At 69.3% G+C, this 24,066-nt stretch carries 20 protein-coding genes; 12 read left to right on the forward strand and 8 right to left on the reverse strand.

Annotation, left to right across the window (positions count from 1 at the left end; genetic code table 11):
• Positions 1-11: 11 nt before the first annotated feature.
• Genes MRBLWO13_RS10995 through MRBLWO13_RS11010 form a run of 4 tightly spaced genes read right to left on the reverse strand, consistent with a single transcriptional unit; the run spans position 12 to position 3,795 of the window.
• Positions 12-488: a heme-degrading domain-containing protein gene (locus MRBLWO13_RS10995; RefSeq protein ID WP_341974032.1), complete on the reverse strand. Its 477-nt coding sequence runs from the start codon at positions 486-488 to the stop codon at positions 12-14.
• Positions 485-1,477, reverse strand: a complete 993-nt coding sequence (locus tag MRBLWO13_RS11000) for an NYN domain-containing protein (RefSeq protein ID WP_341974033.1) — start codon at positions 1,475-1,477, stop codon at positions 485-487. The genes MRBLWO13_RS10995 and MRBLWO13_RS11000 overlap by 4 nt, the downstream gene beginning before the upstream one ends.
• Positions 1,470-2,465, reverse strand: a complete 996-nt coding sequence (locus MRBLWO13_RS11005) for a Gfo/Idh/MocA family oxidoreductase (protein WP_341974034.1) — start codon at positions 2,463-2,465, stop codon at positions 1,470-1,472. Before MRBLWO13_RS11005 ends, MRBLWO13_RS11000 begins: the two co-directional genes overlap by 8 nt.
• 37 nt (positions 2,466-2,502) lie before the next feature.
• Positions 2,503-3,795, reverse strand: coding sequence for an O-acetylhomoserine aminocarboxypropyltransferase/cysteine synthase family protein (locus MRBLWO13_RS11010; protein WP_341974036.1), 1,293 nt, complete (start codon positions 3,793-3,795; stop codon positions 2,503-2,505).
• Between the two features lie 195 nt (positions 3,796-3,990).
• On the opposite strand from MRBLWO13_RS11010, the gene MRBLWO13_RS11015 reads away from it, so the two are divergent.
• Genes MRBLWO13_RS11015 through MRBLWO13_RS11045 form a run of 7 tightly spaced genes read left to right on the forward strand, consistent with a single transcriptional unit; the run spans position 3,991 to position 11,432 of the window.
• Complete coding sequence (locus MRBLWO13_RS11015) at positions 3,991-5,625, forward strand: TIGR04028 family ABC transporter substrate-binding protein (RefSeq protein ID WP_341974038.1); 1,635 nt, start codon at positions 3,991-3,993, stop codon at positions 5,623-5,625.
• Between the two features lie 13 nt (positions 5,626-5,638).
• A complete protein-coding gene (locus tag MRBLWO13_RS11020) occupies positions 5,639-6,625 on the forward strand; it encodes an ABC transporter permease (RefSeq protein ID WP_341974039.1) in 987 nt (328 codons plus the stop codon).
• Entirely contained in the window at positions 6,622-7,521 is a 900-nt protein-coding gene (locus MRBLWO13_RS11025) for an ABC transporter permease (protein WP_341974040.1), read from the forward strand. Before MRBLWO13_RS11020 ends, MRBLWO13_RS11025 begins: the two co-directional genes overlap by 4 nt.
• Positions 7,518-9,146, forward strand: a complete 1,629-nt coding sequence (locus MRBLWO13_RS11030) for an ABC transporter ATP-binding protein (protein WP_341974041.1) — start codon at positions 7,518-7,520, stop codon at positions 9,144-9,146. Before MRBLWO13_RS11025 ends, MRBLWO13_RS11030 begins: the two co-directional genes overlap by 4 nt.
• On the forward strand, positions 9,143-10,177 hold the full coding sequence (locus MRBLWO13_RS11035) for a putative FMN-dependent luciferase-like monooxygenase (protein ID WP_341974043.1): 1,035 nt from the start codon (positions 9,143-9,145) through the stop codon (positions 10,175-10,177). The genes MRBLWO13_RS11030 and MRBLWO13_RS11035 overlap by 4 nt, the downstream gene beginning before the upstream one ends.
• The gene (locus MRBLWO13_RS11040) at positions 10,174-10,815 is read left to right on the forward strand and encodes a CMD domain protein (RefSeq protein WP_341974044.1); all 642 of its coding nucleotides are present in this window, start codon (positions 10,174-10,176) and stop codon (positions 10,813-10,815) included. The genes MRBLWO13_RS11035 and MRBLWO13_RS11040 overlap by 4 nt, the downstream gene beginning before the upstream one ends.
• Positions 10,812-11,432 carry an alkylhydroperoxidase domain protein gene (locus MRBLWO13_RS11045; protein ID WP_341974045.1) on the forward strand — a complete coding sequence of 207 codons (621 nt, stop codon included), beginning with the start codon at positions 10,812-10,814 and terminating at the stop codon, positions 11,430-11,432. The genes MRBLWO13_RS11040 and MRBLWO13_RS11045 overlap by 4 nt, the downstream gene beginning before the upstream one ends.
• A gap of 1 nt (position 11,433) precedes the next feature.
• Here the strand turns inward: MRBLWO13_RS11045 and MRBLWO13_RS11050 are convergent, their stop codons facing one another.
• The 3 genes from MRBLWO13_RS11050 to hrpA are packed head-to-tail and all read right to left on the reverse strand — an operon-like array spanning position 11,434 to position 17,208.
• Positions 11,434-12,255, reverse strand: a complete 822-nt coding sequence (locus MRBLWO13_RS11050; RefSeq protein WP_341974046.1) for an alpha/beta fold hydrolase — start codon at positions 12,253-12,255, stop codon at positions 11,434-11,436.
• Complete coding sequence (locus MRBLWO13_RS11055; RefSeq protein WP_341974047.1) at positions 12,252-13,196, reverse strand: NADP-dependent oxidoreductase; 945 nt, start codon at positions 13,194-13,196, stop codon at positions 12,252-12,254. The genes MRBLWO13_RS11050 and MRBLWO13_RS11055 overlap by 4 nt, the downstream gene beginning before the upstream one ends.
• Positions 13,197-13,218: 22 nt before the next feature.
• On the reverse strand, positions 13,219-17,208 hold the full coding sequence (hrpA, locus tag MRBLWO13_RS11060) for an ATP-dependent RNA helicase HrpA (protein ID WP_341974048.1): 3,990 nt from the start codon (positions 17,206-17,208) through the stop codon (positions 13,219-13,221).
• Positions 17,209-17,259: 51 nt separating this feature from the next.
• On the opposite strand from hrpA, the gene MRBLWO13_RS11065 reads away from it, so the two are divergent.
• From MRBLWO13_RS11065 to MRBLWO13_RS11075, 3 genes are read left to right on the forward strand one after another with little or no spacing between them, the layout of a single operon-like run.
• On the forward strand, positions 17,260-18,435 hold the full coding sequence (locus MRBLWO13_RS11065) for a heparan-alpha-glucosaminide N-acetyltransferase domain-containing protein (RefSeq protein WP_341974049.1): 1,176 nt from the start codon (positions 17,260-17,262) through the stop codon (positions 18,433-18,435).
• A gap of 10 nt (positions 18,436-18,445) precedes the next feature.
• Positions 18,446-19,282 carry an aldo/keto reductase gene (locus MRBLWO13_RS11070; protein ID WP_341974050.1) on the forward strand — a complete coding sequence of 279 codons (837 nt, stop codon included), beginning with the start codon at positions 18,446-18,448 and terminating at the stop codon, positions 19,280-19,282.
• A 38-nt stretch (positions 19,283-19,320) separates the two neighbouring features.
• Positions 19,321-21,123 carry a DUF255 domain-containing protein gene (locus MRBLWO13_RS11075; protein ID WP_341974051.1) on the forward strand — a complete coding sequence of 601 codons (1,803 nt, stop codon included), beginning with the start codon at positions 19,321-19,323 and terminating at the stop codon, positions 21,121-21,123.
• A 9-nt stretch (positions 21,124-21,132) separates the two neighbouring features.
• Here MRBLWO13_RS11075 and MRBLWO13_RS11080 read toward each other — a convergent pair whose 3' ends face one another.
• Entirely contained in the window at positions 21,133-21,351 is a 219-nt protein-coding gene (locus MRBLWO13_RS11080) for a hypothetical protein (protein ID WP_341974052.1), read from the reverse strand.
• A gap of 204 nt (positions 21,352-21,555) precedes the next feature.
• Here MRBLWO13_RS11080 and hisC point away from each other — a divergent pair, with 204 nt between their 5' ends.
• Entirely contained in the window at positions 21,556-22,680 is a 1,125-nt protein-coding gene (gene hisC / locus MRBLWO13_RS11085; RefSeq protein WP_341974053.1) for a histidinol-phosphate transaminase, read from the forward strand.
• Positions 22,677-24,065: an amino acid permease gene (locus tag MRBLWO13_RS11090; protein WP_341974054.1), complete on the forward strand. Its 1,389-nt coding sequence runs from the start codon at positions 22,677-22,679 to the stop codon at positions 24,063-24,065. Before hisC ends, MRBLWO13_RS11090 begins: the two co-directional genes overlap by 4 nt.
• Position 24,066: the final 1 nt, after the last annotated feature.

The raw sequence follows: 24,066 nt of genomic DNA on the forward strand, positions 1-24,066 counted from the left end.
CTGGGTCTGCCTCAGGCTCCGAGGTGCTGCTCGATCGCCTCGACGACGAGCGCGTGGTCGTCGGCCTGGGGCAGCCCTGACACCGTGATGCTGCCGACGACGCCGACACCGCCGACCGTCGCCGGGAATGAGCCGCCGTGCGCGGCGTACTTCATGCCGTCGTTCCACGGGTGCTCGCTGAAGTCCGTGCCGTCCCGCTGATGCGTCAGACCGACCAGGTACGAACTCTGCCCGAACCGCTGCACGACGTTCGCCTTGCGCGCTGCCCACATGTCGTTGTCCGCGGACGTGCCGGGCAACGCGGCGTGGAAGAGCACCTGCTCGCCGCGCACGATACGGATGGTGATCGGCAGGCGGCGTTCGCGGCCCAGGTCGACCAACCGCGTGCCGATGGCCCAGGCATCCTCGAACGCGAAGCCCGGGAGTACGAGGCGTGCCTCCTGCGCGCGGATGTCGGCGATCAGTGCGTCGAGCTTCTCCGCCGTCATGCGGTCGTCGCCTCGTGCAGGCGCACGAGACGTTCGTGCCCGGTCTCCTCGAGCTCGGCGATCGCATCACGTGACTTGAGGAAGTCGGAGAACGAGCGATACCCGAGAGCCTTCTCGCTGAACGACGGATCCATCCGGCGCATGTGCGTCTTCACCGCCGAGCTGTGCAGCCACTCATCGGCGCCCGCCTTGTCGTGGCCGAGACGCAGCGCGCGCTCGAGCAGCTGGGTCGCCTCCTCCTGCTCGGTCATCGGGGCGGATTCGACCTCCGCCTCCGCGACCTCCGCCGGCTTCGCGGCCTTCTTGGTGCGTGTCCGCGGAGCGGATTTCGCCTTCGGCGGCGCTTCCGCTGCCACCTCGGCTGCCGCATCCGGCACGACCTCCGCGACCGCCTGCGGCACGATGACGGGAGCCTTCGCCGGGCGCACCACACCGGGCAGCGAGTCGTAGGACTCGAACTCATCGCACGCCGCAGCAAGCGACTTCGCGGTGGAGCCGGCGACGCCCACGCCGATGACGTAGCGTCCGAGTCGCTTGCAGCGCTGCGCGAGCGGCACGTAGTCGCTGTCTCCGGCGACGATCACCACGTGGGTGAGGTCGGGAAGGCGGAACATGTCCTCGACGGCATCCACGGCCAGACGGATGTCGGCGCCGTTCTTGGCGTACGCGGCGGCGGGGAAGAGCTGCACGAGGTCGACGGCACGCGCCACGAGTTGTGAACGGTATACGGCGTTCACCGGCGACGACCAGTCGGCGTAGGCGCGGGTGAGCACCAGCGTGCCGAAGGACGCGGCGTAGTCGATGATCGCGCCGACCTCGATCATCGCGCGGCTCAGCCGCTCGGTGACCTCGGGGTCGTTCGGCTGCTCAGTGATCCGTTGGCGATCCTTGCCATAGGCGTTGCGGCCGTGCACACGGTCGTACCAGGAGATGACGATGTTGTCGAAGTCGAGGTAGACCGCGACGCGTGCGTCGGTCGTCTCAGCCACGGTCGGCACCTTCGCTCGGGTAGCGCACCCCGATCTGCGCGCGGATCTCATCGAGAGTGCCCATGATGGCCACGCTCTCCGCGATCGGCAGGATGTCTCCCTCGAGGATTCCGTCGCGCACCAGCCGCTCGGCGGCGAGCGCCTGGAACTGCATACCGCGTCCCTCGATCTCGGAGGAGTACTCCTCGTGCACCGTGCCGTCCGGTCCGACCACCCTGAACGTGGTGGGGGAGTACCAGACCCGGTCGATCTCGATCCGTGCCTCGGTTCCGATGACGGTCGCGGCGTTCGATCCGGCGGCTCGCGACGACGACAGGCTGGTGGAGACCGCGCCGCCCTCGTGGGTCATCACCGTGGCGACCTCGGCGTCGGCGCCGGTCTCGATCAGGCGACCGACGCTGTGGATGCTGGTGGGGGCACCGAGGATGTCCCAGATGAACGAGATCGGGTAGATGCCGAGGTCGAGCAGCGCGCCGCCGCCCAGTTCCAGGGCATTGAGGCGATGCGCGGGGTCGGAAGGCAGCAGCTGCGTGTGGTCGGCAGTCACGGCGCGGATCTCGCCCAGGGTTCCGGCGGCGATGATCTCGCGGATGCGGACCATGTGCGGCAGGTAGCGCGTCCACATGGCCTCCATGACCAGCAGTCCGCGCTCGGCTCCCAGACGCTGCAGGTCTTCGGCCTCGGCCCGGTTCAGCGTGAACGCCTTCTCGACGAGCACGTGCTTGCCGTTCTCGAGCGCGAGACGCGCGTTCTCGTGGTGCATCGGATGCGGGGTTCCGATGTAGATGATGTCGACGTCAGGGTCGGTGACGAGCGCCTCGTACGAGGGATGCGCATGGGCGATGTCGAAGCGGGCGGCGAACGCGTCCGCCGACTCCTGCGACCGGGATCCGACCGCCACGAGATCGAGTCCTGCCGTACGCAGATCGGATGCGAAGGAACCGGCGATGCCGCCGGTTGCGAGGATTCCCCAACGAAGACCAGTCATGGTCTCAGCGTACGGGGTGCGGGTGACGTGCCGGCACTCAGGCCAGAGCCAGCGCCTGATCCAGGTCGGCGATGATGTCGGCGGGGTCCTCGAGCCCGGCCGACAGTCGGATGGTGTTGAGCGAGATGCCGGCGGCAGCACGCTGCTCGGCGTTCAGATGCGAATGCGTCATCGAGGCGGGGTGCGCGACCATGCTGCGCGCGTCGCCGATGTTCGCGATCAGGCGCACCACCGTGAGGCTGTCGACCACGCGTGCGACGCGCTCGTGCGTGCTGTCGTCCTCCGGCCCGGCGAGTTCGAAGGAGAACACGGAGGGAACGCCGCGCGGCAGGTAGCGCAGCGCCAGGTCGTGCCAGGGGTTGTCGTCGAGTCCGGGGTGGTTCACCTTCGCCACGGCCGGGTGTTGCTGCAGGTGCTTCGCGACGGCCAGCGCCGTCGCGCTCTGCCTGGACACCCGCAGGTCGAGCGTCTCGATGCCCAGCAGGATCTGCCAGGCGTTGAAGGGCGAGAGGGAGGGGCCGAGATCGTGCACGTACTTCGACTTCACCAGCGGCGCGAACGACTGCCCGATTCCGAAGCGCTCCCACAGCACGAGTTCGCCGAACCGCTTGTACGGCGCGGTGAACTGCGGCCAGCGCTCGGGGTCGGCGCCGAAGTCGAACGTGCCCTGATCGACGACGACGCCGCCGAGCGACGTGCCGTGCCCGGAGAGGAATTTGGTCGCCGAATGCACCACGAAGTCGGCACCGTGCTCGCCGGGTCGCACGAGGAAGGGTGTGCCGACGGTGTTGTCGATGACGAGGGGGACGCCGGCCTCGTGCGCGATGTCGGCGACGAGTCGGATGTCGAGCACCTGCGCCACCGGATTGGCGACCGATTCGGCGAACAGGGCGCGCGTCTGCGGGGTGATCGCAGCGCGCCAGGCCTCCGGGTCGTCCTGGTCGACGAATGTCGTGTTGATGCCGAAGTCCTCGAAGGTGTCCTGCAGCAGGTCGACCGTGCCGCCGTAGAGCTGGTTCGCGGCCACGATGTGCCCGTTCCGGCCGACGAGCGCCAGCAGCGTCACCGCGACGGCGGCCTGGCCGGAGGCCACGGCCACGGCGGACGCGCCGCCTTCGAGAGCCGCGACCCGCTCTTCGAGCACCTGCTGGGTCGGACTGGCGTTGCGGCTGTACAGGTTGCCGGTCTTGCGCAGCGCGAACAGATCGGCGGCATCGGCGAGCGAGGCGAACTGGAACGCGGCCGTCTGATAGATCGGCGGGATCGCGCTGTTCTGAGGGGTCCCCGGAACATAGCCTGCCTGGATCTGCTGGGTCGCGAACTCGCTCATCCGTCCATCATCCGGGGAGCGCCGATCCGGCACCGGGATATGTCGAACTGTTGCGACATGAGCCGCCCACGTGACGCGCTGTTTCCGGCCGTGACGAGCGGTGTCTTCTCGTGACGACGTCGTTCGCGACCCGCATCCGGAACTCCCTAGCGTGAACGGCACCCGTCACATCGAACCCTCTCCAGGAGGCCCCGCATGAACCGTCGACTCGTCCGCGTCGCAGCAGTAGCAGTCCCGCTCGTGATGGTGGCGAGCCTCGTCGCCTGTGCCGCTTCGCCTGCTCCGGCCGGCGCACCTGCGGAAACAGGAGAGCCGATCACGGGCGGCACACTCACCTATCTCGAGCACCAGACCTACACGAACCTGTACCCGCCGCAGGCCGGTTTCTACCCGAACGGCGGCATTGTCAACAACATCGCCGCGCGGCTCACCTGGCAGAACCCGGAGACCCTGGAGATCGAGCCGTGGATCGCGAGCGCCTGGACGGTGAACGCCGACGCGACCGAGTACACGTTCGATCTGCAGCCGGACGTGACGTTCTCGGACGGGACCCCGGTAGATGCCGAGGCGGTGCAGAAGAACTTCGACACCTACGGACTCGGCGATGCCGACCGAGGTCTCACGGTCTCCGAGGCGATCAACAACTACGCCGGCAGCGAGGTCGTCGATGCGGATACCGTGACGTTCCGATTCTCGGCGCCGTCGCCCGGGTTCCTCCAGGCGACGTCGACGATCAACTCGGGCCTGCTGTCCCCGGACACGCTCGACGGCACCATCGAGGACTTCGGCGCCGGCAACGCCACCGAGATCATCGGTGCGGGGCCTTTCACCGTCACGCAGGAGAAGCTCGGCGCCGAACTCACGTTCGCCGCCCGCGAGGACTACGCCTGGGCGCCGGAGAGCGCTGAGAACCAGGGCAGGCCGTACCTCGACGAGGTGCACCTCATCGTCACCCCGGAGGACTCGGTGCGCATCGGATCGCTGCTCGCGGGCCAGGCCGACTACGTCCGCTATGTGCAGGCATTCGACGAGGAGCGCGTCGAGAGCGCCGGGTTCGCGCTCTACGCTCCGCAGACCCGCGGCGTGAACAACTCGATCGCGCTGCGTCCCGAGAACCCGCTGCTGTCCGACATCCGCGTCCGCCAGGCGATCATCGCCGCGGTGGATGCCCAGGAGGTCGTCGACACGCTCTTCACCGAGAACTATCCGGTGGCGACGTCGGTGCTGTCCTCTCAGGCCCTCGGCTACAAGGACGAGTCGGAGCACTACGCGTACGACCCGAAGAAGGCCGAGAAGCTGCTCGGCGAGGCCGGGTGGAAGCCCGGCGCCGACGGCATCCGCGAGAAGGACGGTGCGCGCCTGTCGATCACCGTCTACGAGGCCAAGCCGCAGCCGCAGTCGAAGCAGACACTCGAACTCGTCGCCCAGCAGTTGGCGAAGGTGGGCGTCGAGCTCCTGGTCAAGCCCGGCGATGCCGGCAGCTACGCGGAGGACACGCGCGACCCGCTGAAGACCGGCTTCTACCACTCGATGGTCGGCCGGGCGGATCTCGACGTGATCAAGAGCCAGTACTTCACGAAGAACCGCGACGTGCTGATCTCGAAGGATGCGAAGCTCGACGGGCTCCTCCTCGCCGTGGCCTCCGAGCCCGATGCCGAGAAGCGCATCGCCGCCTCGCAGGCGGTGCAGGACTACATCGCCGAGCAGGCGTACGTCCTCCCCCTGTTCGAGGAGCCGCAGGTCTACGGCGCCGCGACATACGTCCAGGGAGTCGCCTACGAGTCGGTGGGCCGCCCCACCTTCTCCGGGGTCTGGCTCCAGGACCACTGACGGGGGTGCACTCATGAGCTTCGTCCTCCGACGAGCCGGGCAGGCCGCGATCGTGCTGATCGCGGCTTTCACGGCCACCTTCTTCCTGCTGCAGCTGCTGCCGGGGGATGCGATCCTGATCAAGTTCGCCGATCCCAGCCTCGGACTCTCGGCCGAGCAGCTCGACGGCATCCGCGCCACCTACGGCGCCGACCTGCCCTGGTGGCAGCAGTACGCGCACGCGGCGCTCGGGTTCCTCCGCGGCGACTTCGGCTATTCGACCCAGTTCGGCACGCCGGTCCTCGCCCTCCTCACCGAGGCGATCCCGTCGACGCTGCTGCTCGCCTCGCTGGGGTTCGTCGTCGCGGTCCTGCTCGCGGCGGTCATCGCGGCGGTGTCGTCGCTGGCGCCCTTCGCCTGGCTGCGTGGCCTCCTTCGGCAGGTGCCTGGACTGTTCGTCGCGGTTCCGGTGTTCTGGCTCGGCATCCTGCTCATCCAGGTGTTCTCCTTCGGCCTCGGCTGGGTGCCGATCGTCGGCGCCGACCCGGTGCAGGGGCTCATCCTTCCGGTGCTTACGCTCGCCGTGCCGATCTCGGCACCGATCGCACAGGTGCTCGTGCGGGCGATCGACCAGGTGCAGGCGCAGCCGTTCATCACCGTCGTCCGGGCCAAGGGGGCACCGCCCGCCTGGGTGCTGACCCGATCGGTCGCGCGGAACGCCGCCCTGCCGACACTCACCATCGCCGGCCTGCTCTTCGGCGAACTCGTCGGCGGAGCCGTGGTCACCGAGACGGTCTTCGGGCGCACCGGCATCGGACGCCTCACCGAGCAGGCCGTCGCCAACCAGGACATCCCGGTGCTGCAGGGAGTCGTGCTCATCTCGGCGCTCGGGTTCGTCCTCATCAGCTTCGCGGTCGATCTCGTCACCCCGCTCATCGACCCGCGTCAGCGCCGGACCGTCGCGTCATCCGCCCGCCGTGCGCCCCTCGACGCGCGCAGAGATCAGGAGGTGATCGCATGAGCGTTCCCGTCATCTCCGAAACCGATGCGCTGGTCCTCGCAGCGATCGAGCCGCCGCCGGAGGCCGCGGCGTCCGAGTCCGCACGTCGTCGATCGCGCCTGCGCGCGGCGCCCTGGGCACTCCTCCTCGCGTTCGCCGTCGTCGCGCTCGCCGTGCTGTGGGCGGTCATTCCCGGCGTCTTCGCACCGAGCAACCCGCTCGAGGGTGTGCCGTCCGACAAACTTCTGCCGCCCAGCGCCGCGCACTGGTTCGGCACCGACATCCTGGGGCGCGATCTGTTCGGACGCGTCGTGCACGGCTCGGTCCACTCGCTGTCCGGTGCGCTGATCGCGGTCACCGTCGGTCTCGTGCTGGGCACCCTCATCGGCGCGATCGCTGGATCCGTCGGTGGCGTGCTCGACGACATCCTGATGCGGGTCGTCGATGTACTCCTCGCCATCCCTGGGCTGCTGCTGTCGCTCTCGATCATCATCCTGCTCGGGTTCGGCACGGTGAACGCGGCGATCGCCGTCGGGCTCGGGAGCATCGCCGCCTTCGCACGGCTGATGCGATCGGAGGTGGCTCGAGTTCGCCGCACCGAGTACGTCGAGGCGGCGTACGGCAGCGGCGCGACCTTCTTCGCCGTGCTGCGCAGGCACGTGCTGCCGAACTCGCTCACTCCGATCGTGGCGCTCGCCGCCCTGCAGTTCGGCACCGCGATTCTGGCGATCTCGACCCTCGGCTTCCTGGGGTACGGTGCGCCGCCGCCCACTCCGGAGTGGGGGCTGCTCATCGCCGAGGGGCGCAACCATGTCGGGACGGCGTGGTGGCTCACAGCGCTCCCCGGACTCGTCGTGGTCGCCGTCGTCCTCAGCGCCAACCGGATCAGTCATCGACTGGGCAGGAGCACAAGATGAGCGTTCTCTCCGTTGCGGACCTGCGGGTCTCCTACGCCACCCGAGACGGCCGACGTGATGTCGTGCACGGAGTGACATTCGAGATCGGGGAGGGGGAGACCCTCGCCCTGGTCGGCGAGTCCGGTTCCGGTAAGTCCACCACCGCGCATGCACTTCTCGGTCTGCTGTCTGACGGCGGGCGCGTCGAGGGCGGACAGGTGCGGCTCGGCGAGCTCGACATCTCCGGGTGGTCGGATCGTGCGCTGCGTGGCATCCGGGGTCCAGCGATCGGACTCGTCCCGCAGGACCCGGTGACCTCGCTCGATCCGGTGCGACCGATCGGCGCACAGGTGGGGGAGATCCTGCGACTGCACGGGCACCGCGACCGCCGCTCGCGTCGGGCGCGGGTGCTCGAGCTGCTCGAAAGAGTCGGAATCGACGACCCCGACCTGCGGGCGAGACAGTATCCGCACGAGCTCTCTGGCGGGATGCGTCAGCGCGTGCTCATCGCGACCGCGGTCGCCCTGCGCCCCCGGCTGCTCATCGCCGATGAACCGACCAGTGCCTTGGACGTCACGGTGCAGCGGCGCGTACTCGATCTGCTCGACGACCTTCGTCGGGACGAGGGAACGAGCATCCTCCTCGTCACACACGACCTCGGCGTCGCCGCGGACCGTGCGCAACGGCTGGTCGTGCTCAAGGACGGTCGTATCGTCGAACAGGGAGAGAGCGCGAGCGTCCTGGATGCGCCGACCGATCCCTACACGCGCCAGCTGCTCGCCGACGCGCCCGCGTTCGTCACGGGGTTCCGCCGTACGGAAGCTCCGCCCTTCCTCCGGGATGCGGCTGCCGTCGCAGCGGAGAACCCCTATGCGCTCGTCGCCACCGGCCTCGTGAAGGAATTCCGCGTCGCAGGACGCGAGCGGTTCCGCGCGGTCGACGATGTGTCGTTCCGCGTGCGTCGAGGCACGACGCACGCGCTGGTGGGGGAGTCCGGCTCGGGCAAGACCACGACGGCTCGGCTGATCGCGCGCTTCGACAGGCCGGACGCGGGGAGCGTCGAAGTCGCGGGAGAAGATGTGACCTCGGCATCCGGCGAACGTCTTCGCGCGCTGCGGGAACGCATCCAGTTCGTCTACCAGAACCCGTTCGCCTCGCTCGATCCGCGCCAGCAGATCGCCGACATCATCGCCGAGCCGCTGCAGAATTTCCGCATCGGCTCGAAGCAGGAACGCCGAACGCGCGCTCTCGCACTGATCGACCGGGTGTCCCTGCCCGCCGACGTCGCGCGGCGCACGCCACGCGAATTGTCCGGAGGTCAGCGGCAGCGTGTCGCGATCGCCCGCGCCCTGGCGATCGACCCGGAGATCGTGGTGCTCGACGAAGCGGTCTCCGCTCTGGACGTGACTGTTCAGGCGCGCATCCTCGAGCTGCTCGCCTCGCTGCAGAGCGAACTGGGCCTCACCTACCTGTTCATCTCGCATGATCTCGCGGTGGTGCGCAGGATCAGCCACACGGTCTCGGTGATGCGCCGTGGCCGAATCGTCGAGGAGGGGCCGACGGAGCGCCTCTTCGACGACCCCCAGCACGAATACGCCCGGGAGCTGCTCGCCGCCGTCCCCGGCCGATCGGAGGTTCTCGGATGACCGCGCCCACACTCGCCTTCTTCACCCGTCTGCTCGACGACGCTTCTCCGGCGGAGCGCTATGCGCTCGCCACCGCGCAGATCCAGCACGCCGAACAGCACGGGATCCAGCGTGCCTGGGTCGCGCAGCACCACTTCCGCGCCGCGGAGGGCGGGTTGCCTTCGCCGCTGGTCTTCCTCGCCAACGTCGCGGCGCACACCTCGCGCATCCGGCTGGGAACCGGCGTGATCACACTGTCGATCGAGGACCCGGTGCGCGTGGCGGAAGACGCGGCGGTCGCCGACCTCCTCTCCGGAGGGCGGATCGACATCGGGCTCGGCAGCGGTGGCACGCCCTCATCGTTCGCACCTTTCGGCGAAGACGTACGTGAGAAGGCAGCGACCTATGACCGCAAGCTCGGGGTGCTGCTGGATGCGCTCTCCGGGCGTGACATCGGGGCGGCCAACACTCTCTACCCCGACGGCTCCGCGTTGTCGTCGCGGATCTGGCAGGCGACGTTCTCCGCCCACGGCGGCACACGCGCCGGTGCTCACGGGCACGGGCTCCTGCTCTCGCGCACGCAACCGCGACCGAAGGACGACCCGCAGGCTCCGCTCGCGAGGCTGCAGGAACCGATCATCGACGCCTACCTCGAGGCTCTCCCGCCTGGTGCCGAACCGCGGATCACCGCATCCCGCACGATCTTCGTGGCCGATGACCGCGCCGAGGCGCTGCGCTTCGCCGAGGTCGGTCTGCGCCGCGCCGCCGAAGGTTTCCGCCGCCAGGGGCAGGTGATTCCGGGCGACACCCTGGACGACCTCATCGCCGCGCTGGACACCCACCTCGGCACGCCGGAGGACGTGGCCGCATCCCTGGCCGCTGATGCCTCGCTTCGCAGAGCGACGGAGATCGCATTCCAGGTGCACTCGGTGGACGCACCCCATGATCACGTGCTGCGCTCGATCGAGCTGTTCACCGCCGAGGTCGCCCCGGCGCTCGGCTACGCGCTCGACACCTCATTCGACAACGGAACCGTGAAGGAGAAAGCATGACTCAGGACATCGTCGATCAGATCGCGGGGGTGACGCCGGCGTTGGATGCGCTGCGCCGTCGACGCCCGGTGACCAGGGAGCAGTTGCAGGCGACCTTCGACGCGCTCTTCCACCCCGTCTCGACCGAGCACGTCTCGTTGGCCGAGCGTGAGCTCGTCGCGGCCTTCGCGACAGGGCTCGCCGGGACCGACGCCACCGCGACGTTCTATGCCGCACGAGCGTTGGACGTCGAACCGGAACGGGCCGCCGTCGTCCTCGCCGAGGCCGCATCCGCGGCGCAGAGGGGTCCCTTCGGCGTCTTCGCCGAGGACGGCCTTCAGGGAGAGAACACCGAGGGGGAGCGCTATGCGCCCTCGCTGGAGACATCCGTCGCGCTCGGTCAGCGGCTCGCCTCGGCGTTGGCGCACACCCACCTGCTGGTCTTCCGGCCGCGGGAAGCCGGGGTCGCGGACCTGCGGAGTCTGCTCGCGGCAGGCTGGTCGCCGGACGGAATCGTCACGCTCTCCCAGCTCATCTCCTTCCTCGCCTTCCAGCAGCGCGTGGTCACCGGTCTTCGCGTGCTCTCCGCGACGGGGCTCGCCGAGGATCGCGCCGCGAACATCGCGCTCGCGATCGACTCCGAGGAGGAAGCAGCATGAGCCATGCCCAGAGGGTTCTCCTGGAGGACGGTGCTCCCCATCCGCACGCTTTCACCCGTGCCGAAGTCGGCTGGACGCCGCATCTCGCTCCGCTCGCCGAGGATGAACTCACCGAGCGACACATCGACGGGCTGGTCGATGCCGCTCGCGTGAAGAGCGACTACTTCCGACTGCTCGCCCGCGACCCGGAGGTCCTGAAGGCGCGCACCCTCGTCGACAAGGACATCTTCTACAACGCGGCCGAAGGGCTGCCGCGCGCCGATCGCGAACTCGCAGCGACCGCCGCCTCCCGCCGCAACGGCTGCGTGTTCTGCGCGTCGGTGCACTCGCGCTTCTCGGCCCATCACAGCAAGCGCGCCGACGATGTCGATCGGCTCCTTGCGGAGGGAGTGGGTGCAGATCTGGGCGCGCGATGGAATGCCGTGGTCGCGGCATCCGTCGCCCTTACCGATACGCCGAGTTCGTTCAACGATGCCGAGATCGATCGCCTGCGTGACGTCGGCCTCGACGATCTGGAGATCGCCGACGTCATCCACGGCGCCGCGTTCTTCAACTGGGCGAACCGGCTGATGCTCTCGCTCGGGAGGGCCGTGGCACCGGTCGGCGAGTCCCACTGACTCAGGCCGGCGCGGCTTGGGCTGCGACGAACCGTGCGATCGCCGTCAGTGTCTCTGGGTGCTCCTCCAGATGCGGAAGGTGCGCGACGTCGCGGAGCTCGACCAATTCGGCATCGGGCAGGGAGGTGGCGATGTGATGGGCATTCCGCCGTACGTGCGCCAGGTCGAGTTCGCCGATCAGTACGATCGCGGGCACCGTGATCTCGGCGAGGCGGGGCCAGGCCTCGCCGATCGAGGCCTCCGCGCCGGGGTCGGGGGCGGCGAGAGCGCGGCCGTTCATCTCCAGGAAGAGGGCGCGGGCCCCGGGCGCGGCACGATCGGCGTGCCCGGGGCCGTCGAGCCACACTTCGGCCTCGAGACGGTTGACCTCGTCGAGGTCGCCCCTGGCATCGGCGGCGTCGATGCGGCGGTCCAGTTCCGCGACGAGCGGTTCGAGATCGGGTGCGGGCGCGCCGCCGATCGCCGGGGCGATCAGGACGAGGGCCCGGACGCGGTCCGGGTGCGCAAGGGCGAGGTTGATCGCCGCGCGGCCGCCCATCGAGCAGCCGATGACGATCGCCCTGTCGACGACCAGGGCGTCGAGCACGGCGACGGCGTCGGACACGGGCGACCAGCCGTCCTCCGCGTCGTATTCCGTCTCGCCGTAGCCTCGAGTGTCGTAGCGGATGCTGTGCACAGCGGCGCCGAGACGGTCCACCAGGGGCGCCCAGGACCGTCGATCCGTCACACCGGCGTGGATCATCAGTACGGGCGCGCCGGACGCAGATCCGCTGTGCTCGACCGCGAGCCGAGCCCGGCCGGAGGCGACGTTCTCGCGCGTCACGGGATCAGGATGATCTTGCCGGCGGTTGCGCCCGATTCCACGAGTTCGTGCGCGCGTGCCGCCTCGGCGAGGGGCAGCTCCGGCCCGAGCTCGATCGTGAAGTCGCCGCTGGCGAGCAGCTCGATCGTCTTCGGCAGCGCCTCTGCGCGCCAGGCGAGTTCCTCCTCGGTGAGCGGGATCGGAGAGCCGCCTTGGAAGCCGCGGATGCCGAACCCCGCGGCGTCCGCCCCGCGGACGATCGTGGCGATACGGTCGCGGTCGGACACGAGTTCCAGCGAAGCCTCGATGGCCTCGTCGGTTCCGGCGCAGTCAAGTGCGACGGTGATGCCGCCGGGGGCCGCCTCTCGCACCCGCTCGAGCAGGCCGGGGCCGTAGGAGACGGGGATCGCGCCGAGTTCGCGCAGCTGATCGTGTCGCGCGGGACTCGCTGTTGCGATGACGGTGGCGCCCCAGGCCACGGCGAACTGCACTGCTGCCTGGCCGACCGCGCCGGAACCGGCGTGTACGAGCAGTGTGTCTCCGGCGCTCACTCCGAGTGAGCGGAGCGCCTGGTACGCCGTGCCGGCCGGGATGCCGATGCCGGCGCCTTCGGCGGTGGTCACCGAGTCGGGGAGCACCGCGAGGTTCCGCACCGGCACGGCCAGCGACGATGCGTACGTGCCGACGGTGTCGCGGATCGCCACGCGGTCGCCGAGAGCGAAGCCTTCGACGTCGTCGCCCAGCGCTTCGATCACGCCGGCGCCGTCGTAGCCGACCGGCCGAGGTTCGGTGATCGGCTTGGATGCACGCTTGCCGCTGCGCAACTTCGCGTCGATCGGGTTCACCCCTGCCGCTTCGATCCGCACGACGACCTCGCCGGAGGTCGCGAGCGGATCGGGGGTCTCGATGAGGTGCAGGACGTCGGGGGAACCGATTTCGGTGTAGACGATCGCGCGGGTCATACGATCAGGCTACCCGTCGGATTCAGCGCCCGGACAACGCCTTCATGATGCGCTGCGGGGATACCGGCTGGGCCGTACCGAGCCGCTGCGCGAAGAGGCTCACCCGGTACTCCTCCAGCAGCCAGCGCGTCTCCAGGAGCGCGGGCGACGCCGTGGCGGGGAGGGGGATCGTGCCGCCCGCATCTGCGTACGCCGTGGACATCCGCTCATACTCGGTCATCCGCGTGCGGTCCTTGCCAGGGGCCTCTGCGAGGGTCTTCAGCCGGTCCAGCATCCCCTCGAGATACCGCGGATAGTTCGCAAGGCGTGCGATGCCGGTTGCGGAGATGAAACCGGGATGCAGCAGACCCGTCAACTGCGTGCGGACGTCGTTCAGCGGGCCGAGCAGGGCGAGTGAGTTCTGCGACTTGATGCCGCGCTCGACCTCGCGGGACTTCGTCAGGATGCGCGCGACCAGCGAGACGCAGGCGAAGAGCTCGTCGACGATCACTTCGGACACGGCGTCGCGCACCCGGGAGAACTCGGCCGCGGTCCGGAGCAGGCCTCCCGGAGCCGTCCGCTCGATGATCCCGCGCACCACGGCAGCTCTCGAGTCCTCGATCAAGGCCGCTGCAGACGAGTACGGCGACGCAGCGAGCGCCAGCTTCTCGTGGCTGGTCAGGTGCTGCTGCACATACGACGACGGCGAGGGCACCGCGAGGAGGATGAGGCGCAGAACGCCGTCGCGGGTGGCCGCGGTCGCCGCATCCGCCGTCGCCTCGACACGCACGGCGACGCTCTTGCCCTGATCGATGATGGCCGGGTAGCCGCGCACGACCCCGCCGGCGACTCTCGTGTCGAGGACTTCGGGCAGATCGCCGAAGTTCCAGGAGGTGAGGCCCTCACGCTCGATCGAGCCGCGGTGCGACGCCGCAGCAACGGAGGCCGCGGCATCGGCAGAGCCTTCGCGCGTGCGGGCGGGGGCGGCGATCGAGCGGGCCACGCTGCTTCTCGCTCGGTCCGAGAGCTGGTCCTGCAGGGCGCGCAGGTCACGCCCGGAGCCGGCGACCCGGCCCCGCTCGTCGACTGCACGGAAGTTCATCCGCAGGTGCGCCGGCACGCGTTCCTCATCGAAGTCCGCCGCCGAGACCAGCTGATTGGCCAGCGGCTGGATCATCCGGGCCAGCGCTTCCTTCAGAGATCGCCCCGGCGATCCCGCGTGCGCCTCCGGTCCCTCCTCCGCGAGAGCGGCTCCGAACTTCTCGGCCCAGTCGGCCGCGGGCACGACGTGCCGGCGGATCGCCTTCGGAAGGGCGCGCAGCAGCGCCGTGACGAGTTCGGCACGGAGGCCGGGGACCTGCCAGTCGAAGCCGCGATCCTCGATCTGCGCCAGCAGCGCCAGCGGGATGACCACGCTCACGCCGTCGTCGGGGGCGCCCGGTTCGAATCGATAGGCGAGGCCGAGCAGCTGGTCGCCCTGGGTCCAGCGCGTCGGGAACTCGTTCTGATCCGCGCGGCCGTCATCGTCGAGCAGATCGCCCTCGCGCATGACCAGCAGCTTCGGGGTCGATTGCAGAGCCTCGCGCCACCACGCCTCGAAGGAGCGCACGTCGAACACCTCGGCGGGGATCCGCTCGTCGTAGAAGCGGTAGACGGCTTCATCGCCGGCCAGGATGTCACGGCGGCGCTCACGCTCTTCGAGTTTCTCGAGGCGTTTGCGCAGTTCGGCGTTGCTGCGCCAGAACGCCGAGACCCGCTTGTCGATGCGGCTCGGGTCCCACTCGCCCTCGACGAGCGCGTGCCGGAGGAAGAACTCTCGGGACGCCGGCCGGTCGATCCGCGCGAACTGCACACGGCGCCGGGGAATGATCTCCACCCCGAAGAGCGTCACCTTCTCGAAGGCGACCGCGGCGCCGGCGTCCTTCGACCAGTGCGGCTCGGTGATCTGCCGCTTCGCCAGGTCGCCGGCGAGAGGCTCCGCCCATGCCGGGTCGATCGCGGCCGCAGTCCGCGCGAAGGTGCGCGACGTCTCCACGATCTCCGCCGCCATCACCGCACGCGGACTCTTCTTGCGAAGCGCCGAGCCGGGGAAGATCGAGAAGCGGATGCCGCGGGCGCCCCGATACTCGGCGACGCGGCGACCCTTCTCTTTCCCGGGGGAGTGCGCTTTCGCGGCCGGAGCGTTGCGCTCGTCGAGCAGCCCGATCTGGGAGAGGAGCCCGGCGAGCAGCGCGCGATGCACGGCATCCGGATCCGCGGTGCCCGCGGAATCGGGCGCCTTCACGAGCGTGCGCAGCTGTCGGTGCACGTCGAACCATTCCCGCACCCGCACGTAGTTCAGGTGCTCGGCTCTGCAGAGGCGGCGGAAGGCGCTGGAGCCGAGTTCGTTCTGCTGCTCACGGAGGTGATTCCACAGGTTCAGCATCGTGAGGAAGTCGCTCGTCGGGTCCGCGAACCGGGCGTGTAAGCGGTCGGCCTCCTCGCGGCGTTCTTCCGGGCGCTCCCGGACGTCCTGGATCGAGAGGCCGGCGACGATCGGGAGCACAGATGCGGTGACGCCATGATGAGCCGATTCGACGAGCATGCGCGCGAACCGCGGGTCGATCGGCATGCGCGAGATGTCGCGCCCGACGCGGGTGAGTCGCGGTGCCTCAGAGCCTCGCGCGGCAGCGACCGCGCCGAGCTCGGTGAGGAGCTCGAAGGCCGCTTTCACTCCGCGGGAATCCGGCGGGGTGAGGAAGGGGAAGGCGGTGATGTCGCCGAAGCCCAGCGCCAGCATCTGCAGGATCACCGAGGCGAGCGATGTGCGCAGGATCTCGGGTTCGGTGAACTCCGGCCGCTTGTCGTAGTCCTCGTCGCTGTACAGGCGGATCGCGATGCCGTCGCTGGTGCGGCCGGCGCGGCCGGCGCGCTGGTTCGCCGAGGCCTGGGAGATCGGTTCGATCGGCAGCTGCTGCACCTTGGAGCGGTTGCTGTAGCGCGAGATGCGAGCGGTGCCGGTGTCGATGACGTAACGGATTCCGGGAACGGTGAGGCTCGTCTCCGCGACGTTGGTGGCCAGGATCACTCGACGGCGAACGCCCGCCACGCGGCTGCGCTCGAAGACCCGATGCTGTTCCGCGGCGGACAGCCGGCCGTAGAGGGGGAGCACTTCCGTGGGCGATCGGTCCTTCGCGTAGGCGCCGCGCACGGCATCGGCCGCATCCCGGATCTCCGCCTCGCCGGGGAGGAAGACCAGCACATCGCCGGGTTCCTCGCGATCGAGTTCGCGGAGCGCTGTGACGATGGCGGAGACCTCATCGGCCGGATCGTCACCGGGACGTTCATGACTCCTCGATTTCGTGCCGGATCGACCCGATCCGGCACCCTTTGCCCCCGCGGACGGAGACTCTTGAGGAGTCGTGGGCGAGTCCTCCGATTCGTCGATCTGCGGACGGTACCGGATCTCGACCGGATAGGTGCGCCCGGAGACCTCGATGATCGGCGCGGGATTGCCCGCAGCGTCGGCGAAGTGCTTGGCGAAGCTCTCCGGATCGATCGTCGCCGAGGTGATGATCACCTTCAGATCGCGGCGCTCGGGCAGGATGCGGACGAGGTAGCCGAGCAGGAAGTCGACGTTGAGCGAGCGCTCGTGCGCCTCGTCGATGATGATCGTGTCGTAGCGGGTGAGCAGCCGGTCGCGGTGGATCTCGTTCAGCAGGATGCCGTCGGTCATCAGGGCCACGCGCGTGGCCTCCGACACCTTGTCGGTGAAGCGCACCTTGTAGCCGACGAGCGTGCCGAGCTCGACGTGCAGCTCCTCGGCGACGCGCTCGGCGATCGTGCGGGCGGCGAGGCGGCGCGGCTGGGTGTGCGCGATGCGCTCCCGCCCGAGTTCGAGGCAGATCTTCGGCAGCTGCGTGGTCTTTCCCGAACCGGTCGCACCGGCGACGATCACGACCTGATGGTCGCGGATGGCGTCGGCGATCTCCTCCCTGGCGGCGCTGACGGGCAGCTCCGGGGGATAGGAGATCACAAGGGGGGACGCGGACATAGCTCTCTATCGTATGACTCTCTTGGCACGCGACATCCCTATGATCGATCCGTGACGACCGGCGCAGCATCACTCGCGAGTATCCCGCCCTGGCTGAACGTGTCGACGTGGTGGCGCACGTTCGGGCGTCCCCCGCGGATCATGGGCCTCGACATCGCACGTGCGATCGCGATCACCGGCATGATCGGTGCGCACCTGGGGCAGACCGCCGAGACGGTCGAGCCCTCCGATCCCTCCACCTGGTCGGCGATCGTGCACGGCAACCCCTCACTGCTGTTCGCCCTTCTCGCGGGCTTCTCGATCTCGTTGATGACACGCCGCGGTGCGATCGCGCCGGCTGACGTCCCGGCGATGCGCCTGCGGATGCTCGGTCGCGGTGCCACGATCTTCGTGATCGGGCTGTTCCTCGAACTGCTGAACACCCCGATCGCGGTGATCCTCACGCTGTACGGCGTGCTCTATGTCGCGATCATCCCGCTGCTGCGCTGGCGCACTTCGCGGCTGATCCTGACAGCCGCGCTGCTCGGGCTCTGCGGGCCGCCGCTGCTGGCGTTGCTGACGACCCTCTCGGCCGGCGCAAACGGCGGAGGCATATCCCTGGTCCTGTTCGGCAGCTATCCGATCACCGTGTGGCTGTGCTTCGGTGTCACAGGAATGGTGCTCGGGCGCTTGCGCCTGGACCGGACGCGCACGGCCGTGTGGTTCGTCGTCGTCGGTGTCGTGCTTCTCACGATCGGCTACGGCCTCGGAGACACCGGAACTTCGGCTGATCCCGGCCTGGCATGGGCCGAATCCCCACGGGCGTGGGCGGGCTGGCTGCAGTTGTTGGGGAGCGCGGAGCCGTTCGAGCGGATGCTCGATGCCGTGCTGGCCGCCGCCCCGCACTCGGGCGGTGTGATGGAGATTCTCGGCGCAGGAGGCCTCGGCGTCGCCGTGATCGGAGTGTGCATTCTGCTCAGTGCTCCGCTGCGCTGGGTGCTGCTGCCTTTCGCCGCACTCGGCTCCATGCCGCTCAGTGCATACAGCGCCCACGTGGTGTCCTATGTGCTGATGGCGGGGCCCGGCGGATTCATCTCGTCGAACGAGACCTGGGTCTGGTCGGTGGTCGTGCTGCTGATCGCGACCACCGCGTGGTCGATCTTCTCCGGACGAGGTCCGCTGGAGCGCCTGACTGCGCGAGTGGCCGATGCGGCGGCATCCGCGCCACCCGGTGCGCAGCGCCCATAGGCTGGATCGCATGACGATTCCCACTCTCGAACTCAACGACGGCAACTCCATCCCGCAGCTCGGTTACGGCGTCTTCAAAGTTCCGGCGGATGAGACCGAACGGGCCGTGAGCGATGCGCTCGAGATCGGCTACCGCCACATCGACACGGCCGCGATCTACGGCAACGAAGAAGGCGTCGGCGCCGCGATCGCGAAGAGCGGCATCCCTCGTGACGAGCTCTTCATCACGACGAAGCTCTGGAACGACCGTCATGACGGCGATGCACCGAACGCGGCGATCGCCGAGAGCCTGGAGAAGCTCGGCCTCGAGCAGGTCGACCTGTACCTCGTGCACTGGCCGACCCCCGCGAAGGACAACTTCGTTCATGCCTTCGCGAAGATCGTCGAGCTCCGCGAAGCGGGTCTCACCCGGAGCGTCGGCGTGTCCAACTTCCTCGTCGAGCACCTCGAGCGCGTCGTCGACGAGACCGGCGTCGTGCCGGCCGTGAACCAGATCGAACTGCATCCGGCGTACCAGCAGCGTGACGTCGTCGCATGGGGCGCCGAGCGTGGCATCCGCACCGAGGCCTGGGGGCCGCTCGGCCAGGGCAAGTATGACCTGTTCGGAGCGCCGGCCGTCGCCGATGCCGCGGCCGCCCACGGCGTCACGCCGGCACAGGCCGTGCTGCGCTGGCACCTGCAGAAGGACATCATCGTGTTCCCGAAGTCGGTGCGCGCCGAGCGACTGAGGGAGAACCTCGACGTCTTCGGCTTCGCACTGACCGATGCCGAGGTCGCCGCGATCGACGCGCTCGACCCGCTGGACGGCTCCGGCCGGGTCGGCTCGCACCCGAACGACGTGAACTGAGGCATCCGCGCCGGAGGCTGCGGGCGTAGCGTGAAGGCATGACCAATCGGCTCGCCGACACGCTCAGCCCGTACCTCCGCGCGCACGCCGAGAACCCGGTGGACTGGTTCCCGTGGGGATCGGAGGCGTTCGCCGAGGCTCGGCGACGCGATGTGCCGCTGCTCGTCTCGATCGGTTACTCCACTTGCCACTGGTGCCATGTGATGGCACGCGAGTCCTTCGCCGATCCGGTGATCGCGGCCGTGATGAACGAGGGCTTCGTCTCGGTGAAGGTCGATCGGGAGGAGCATCCGGACGTCGACGGCGCCTTCATGGCCGCTGCATCCGCGTTCACCCAGAACCTGGGCTGGCCCCTCACCGTGTTCGCGACGCCGCAGGGGCAGGTGTTCTACGCCGGAACGTACTGGCCGCCGGTGGCGCGCGAGCCCATGCCGGCGTTCCGTGACGTGCTGGCGGCGGTGCAGGACGCATGGACGACGCGAAGGGACAAGGTGGAAGAGTCGGCCGGTGCCGTTGCGGATGCGCTCGCGCGGGCCGCCGCGACGACGCCATCCGAGCTGCCGACCCCGGCCGCGATCGTCGACGCCGCCGAGTCCATCGCCGCGCGCGAGGATCCCCGGTTCGGCGGGTACGGCGGCGCGCCGAAGTTCCCGGTCGCGACGACGCTGCGGTTCCTGCAGAACGCGCTGGTGCGACGGGATGCTCCGGATGCCGCGGCATCCGCCCAGCGCGCGCTGGCCGCGATGGTCTCGTCCGAACTGCGCGATACCGTCGACGGCGGCTTCTTCCGCTATGCCACGCAGCGGGACTGGACGGTACCGCACTACGAGCGGATGCTCACCGACAACGCCCAGCTGCTGGATGTCGCGCTCGCCGCCGGCGATGCCGTGACGGCGCGCGGCATCGCCGGCTTCCTGCTGACCGTGCTGCAGCGCGAGGGCGGCGGTTTCGGTGCGGCGCAGGATTCGGAGTCGTGGATCGAGGGGGAGCGAAGCGAGGGCGGCTACTACGCGCGGAGCGCAACTGAGCGCGCCGCACTCGAGCCGCCGGCGGTCGACGGCAAGGTGATCACCGGCTGGAACGGTCTGGCGATCGGGGCGCTCGCCCGTGCCGGCGCCGCCCTGGGCGAAGACTCCTGGATCGTGGCTGCCATCGCAGCGGCCGACGCGGTGCAGCGGTTGAACCGCGGCGCGAACGGCGAGCTCGTGCGCGCATCCCTCGACGGTGTCGCATCCGCTGCGGTGGCCGCCCCGGCCGATCTCGGCCTTCTCGCCGACGGCCTGTTCGCGCTCGCCGTCGCGACCGGCGACGCGGCCTGGGCGGTGACGGGGCGCGAGATCCTCGATCGAGCATTCGACGGCATCGCACCGGATCCGGTGCTGTCGGCGCACGGAATGGCGTTGTCGCCGGATCAGAGCGACGGAGACCTGCCGTCCGGATCCGCGGCGATCGCCGCGGCGGCGCTGACCGCCTGGCGGCTCGGGGCGGGCGAGGAGTACCGCGCAGCCGCGGAGGCCGCTGTGCGCGAGCTCTCTGTGCGAGCGCTGGCGCAGCCGTTCGCGTACGGGTCCCTGCTGCGGGTCGCGTCCGAGCTCGCCGAACCGCCTCGGCAGGTGGTCGTCGTCACCGCCGCTCGCGGCAGCGCACTCGCCGATGCGGCGCGCGCCGCCGATGCCGACGTGGTCGCCGTGGTGACTCCCGCACAGGCGGAGGCCTTCGCCGATGCCGGGTTCGAGCTGTTCGCCGGCAAGGCCGAGGTCCCGGAGCGCGCATTCGACTGTCGTGCGTTCGTGTGCCGGTTGCCGGTGTCGGACCCGTCGGAGTTGGCGATGGAGCGCTGAGCGCGGATCTCAGCCGACGTTGCGCGGATGTTGACGAGCGGTGCGCTCGTTGCCGCGGCGGTAGTTCCCCGTCACGCGAGCCATCAGCAGCTGGGAGTCTCCCCGCTCGACCTGAGCGAGGAAGTCGGCCGCGCTGGCGCCGCGCAGGGTGGTCGCGGTGGTGCCGTGATGCCGGATCACGACGTCATCGCCGCGCACGGTGAACGTGAATCCACTGGCGGTGCCCATGGGGTGATCCTAACGACGAGTCACGGTATCCGATGCCAGCGGTGAGCAGAATGCCTATCGATTTTGCCCGAAGCGCGCTTCGATTGCGCGGCATGCGCAGTAACTGCTGAACCGATTGCCCAGTCAGCGGCATTCGGTCTAGTCTGGCGCGACAGCCGGCGGGTTCTGCGATCCGCCACGAATCACAGCAAGGATGCTCTGACGATGACACTCCCCGTCCGCGCCGGCCTCGATGCCGTCCCCGCGTATCGCCAAGGCCGTTCCGCGCCGGTCGGCGCGTCGAAACTCTCCTCGAACGAGTCCCCGCACCCGCCGCTTCCCTCCGTGATCGACGCGGTGCAGGAGCGGCTCGGCACGATCCAGCGCTACCCCGACATGAGCGCGGCAGAGCTCCGGTCCCGTCTCGCCGCACGCTACGCGGTCGATCCGGCACAGGTGACCGTCGGAGCGGGCTCCGTCGAGCTCGCCGCTCAGCTCATCCACGCGACGGCGGGAGAGGGCGATGAGGTCATGTTCGCCTGGCGCTCCTTCGAGGCCTACCCGGCGCTCGTGCGCATCGCGGGTGCGACGCCCATCGCCGTGCCGTTGGATGCGGATCACGGCCACGACCTCGACGCGATGCGTGCGGCGATCACGCCGCGCACACGGCTCATCTTCATCTGCAATCCGAACAACCCCACCGGCACCGTCGTCTCAGCCGAGGCGCTGGAGCAGTTCGTCGCCGCGGTGCCGCGCGACGTCCTCGTGGTGATCGACGAGGCGTACGTGCACTTCGACCGCACCTCGTACTCCGACGAGGGCGGCCAGGGTGCGGGTATCGATCTCCTCCGTCGCTTCCCGCACGTCGCCGTGCTGCACACGTTCTCCAAGGCGTACGGCCTCGCCGGACTCCGCGTCGGCTACGCCATCGCGCCGGTCGAGATCGCCGAAAATCAGCGCAAGGTCGCGATCCCGTTCGGGGTCAGTGACCTCGCGCAAGCGGCCGCCGTCGCCTCGCTGGATTCCGAAGACGAACTCGCCCTCCGGATCGACGAGGTCGTCGCCCAGCGCGAACGGCTGTGCGCGCTGCTGGAGGATGCCGGATGGGCTCCCGTCGCATCGCAGGCGAACTTCGTCTGGGTGCCTGCCGGCACCCGCTCCGAAGAACTCGAGACGCTGCTCCGCGAGGGCGGCGTCATCACCCGGGCGTTCGCCGGCGAAGGCGTGCGCATCTCGTCGGGTTCGGCGGATGACATCGATCGAGTCGAAGCCGCGCTCGCCGCCTCCGCCCGTACCACTCGCACTCCACACCGATCAGATCAGCGCATGAACGAGGAAGTCCACGCATGACCGAAGTAACGACGATGACAACGACCACGAAGGGCCTGCACCCCGGCCTCACCCGGCGCCAGATCTCGATGATGGGGCTCGGCGGTGCGATCGGCGCGGGCCTCTTCGTCGGGTCCGGTCAGGCCATCGGCGTCGCGGGACCCGCCGTGCTGATCTCGTTCCTCGTCGCCGGCGCCATCGTCGTGCTGGTGATGGCGATGCTCGCGGAGATGGTCGCAGCCAGGCCGAGCTCGGGGGCTTTCAGCTCCTATGCCCAGAAGGCGATGGGACGCAGTGCCGGCAGCGCCGTCGGCTGGCTGTACTGGATCCAGCTCGTCGTCGTGATCGCGGCCGAGGCGACCGGTGCCGCCGGCATCGTCGCCGGCTGGGTGCCAGGAGTGCCCGCCTGGGTATGGGTGCTCGTCTTCGTCGTCGCGCTCACCACGGTGAATCTCTTCGGCGTGCGCAACTACGGTCGCTTCGAGTTCTGGTTCGCGGCGATCAAGGTCGCCGCGATCATCCTGTTCCTCATCGTCGGGGTGTGCGCGATCATCGGTCTCGTCCCCGGCGTTCCGGCGACCGGTATCGGCAATCTCACCGCACATGGCGGCTTCGCCCCGAACGGCATCGCCGGCATCGCCGCCGCGCTCCTCATCGTCATGTTCGCGTTCGGCGGGACGGAGGTCGTCGCCATCGCCGCCGCGGAGTCGGATGACCCCGCACGCAACATCCGACGCATCGTCCGCGAGGTGATGGTGCGCATCATCGTCTTCTACTTCGGCTCGATCTTCGTCATCGTCGCCGTGCTGCCCTGGAACGACCCCGCGGTACTGGACGGACCGTTCTCGGCCGTGCTCGCCACGATCCGGGTGCCCGGTGTCGACCTGGTCATGTCGCTCATCGTCGTGATCGCGCTGCTGTCCGCCATGAACGCGAACATCTATGGCGCCTCGCGGATGGCGTTCTCGCTGGGTGAGCGCGGTCTGGCGCCGCGAGCGATCACCCGCACCAGTGACAAGGGAGTCCCGTACGTCGCGGTTCTCGCATCCGTCGCGTTCGGCTTCGTCACGGTCGGACTGAACTGGGCCTTCCCGGACGTGGTGCTGCCGGCTCTGCTCAACGTCGTCGGTTCGACGCTGCTCGTGATCTGGACGGCGACGGCGATCGCACAGATCATCCTGCGGCGGCGGGCGGATCGCGCCGGCGAGTCGATGCCGATGCGCATGTGGGGCTTCCCGTGGCTGTCGTGGCTGTGCCTCGCGCTGCTCGCTGGGGTCATCGCCCTCGTCATGATCGATCCGGCTGCACGCACCCAGCTGCTGCTCACGCTCGCACTGATGGCCGTGCTGCTGCTCGCCGCACGCCTGACCCGCGGCGTCTCGCGCCCGGGTGTCCCGAGGGAGTAGG

Source organism: Microbacterium sp. LWO13-1.2 (genome assembly GCF_038397725.1).
Taxonomy (GTDB): Bacteria; Actinomycetota; Actinomycetes; order Actinomycetales; family Microbacteriaceae; genus Microbacterium.

Bases quoted from the DNA above. Each gene is read 5' to 3' on its own strand.
- MRBLWO13_RS11070 (WP_341974050.1), top strand. From the start codon at position 18,446: ATGACGATTCCCACTCTCGAACTCAACGACGGCAACTCCATCCCGCAG.
- MRBLWO13_RS11025 (WP_341974040.1), top strand. From the start codon at position 6,622: ATGAGCGTTCCCGTCATCTCCGAAACCGATGCGCTGGTCCTCGCAGCG.
- MRBLWO13_RS11020 (WP_341974039.1), top strand. From the start codon at position 5,639: ATGAGCTTCGTCCTCCGACGAGCCGGGCAGGCCGCGATCGTGCTGATC.
- MRBLWO13_RS11015 (WP_341974038.1), top strand. From the start codon at position 3,991: ATGAACCGTCGACTCGTCCGCGTCGCAGCAGTAGCAGTCCCGCTCGTG.
- hrpA (WP_341974048.1), bottom strand. From the start codon at position 17,208: ATGTCCGCGTCCCCCCTTGTGATCTCCTATCCCCCGGAGCTGCCCGTC.
- MRBLWO13_RS11030 (WP_341974041.1), top strand. From the start codon at position 7,518: ATGAGCGTTCTCTCCGTTGCGGACCTGCGGGTCTCCTACGCCACCCGA.
- MRBLWO13_RS11055 (WP_341974047.1), bottom strand. From the start codon at position 13,196: ATGACCCGCGCGATCGTCTACACCGAAATCGGTTCCCCCGACGTCCTG.
- MRBLWO13_RS11040 (WP_341974044.1), top strand. From the start codon at position 10,174: ATGACTCAGGACATCGTCGATCAGATCGCGGGGGTGACGCCGGCGTTG.
- MRBLWO13_RS11090 (WP_341974054.1), top strand. From the start codon at position 22,677: ATGACCGAAGTAACGACGATGACAACGACCACGAAGGGCCTGCACCCC.
- MRBLWO13_RS10995 (WP_341974032.1), bottom strand. From the start codon at position 488: ATGACGGCGGAGAAGCTCGACGCACTGATCGCCGACATCCGCGCGCAG.
- MRBLWO13_RS11010 (WP_341974036.1), bottom strand. From the start codon at position 3,795: ATGAGCGAGTTCGCGACCCAGCAGATCCAGGCAGGCTATGTTCCGGGG.
- hisC (WP_341974053.1), top strand. From the start codon at position 21,556: ATGACACTCCCCGTCCGCGCCGGCCTCGATGCCGTCCCCGCGTATCGC.
- MRBLWO13_RS11080 (WP_341974052.1), bottom strand. From the start codon at position 21,351: ATGGGCACCGCCAGTGGATTCACGTTCACCGTGCGCGGCGATGACGTC.
- MRBLWO13_RS11035 (WP_341974043.1), top strand. From the start codon at position 9,143: ATGACCGCGCCCACACTCGCCTTCTTCACCCGTCTGCTCGACGACGCT.
- MRBLWO13_RS11005 (WP_341974034.1), bottom strand. From the start codon at position 2,465: ATGACTGGTCTTCGTTGGGGAATCCTCGCAACCGGCGGCATCGCCGGT.
- MRBLWO13_RS11075 (WP_341974051.1), top strand. From the start codon at position 19,321: ATGACCAATCGGCTCGCCGACACGCTCAGCCCGTACCTCCGCGCGCAC.
- MRBLWO13_RS11045 (WP_341974045.1), top strand. From the start codon at position 10,812: ATGAGCCATGCCCAGAGGGTTCTCCTGGAGGACGGTGCTCCCCATCCG.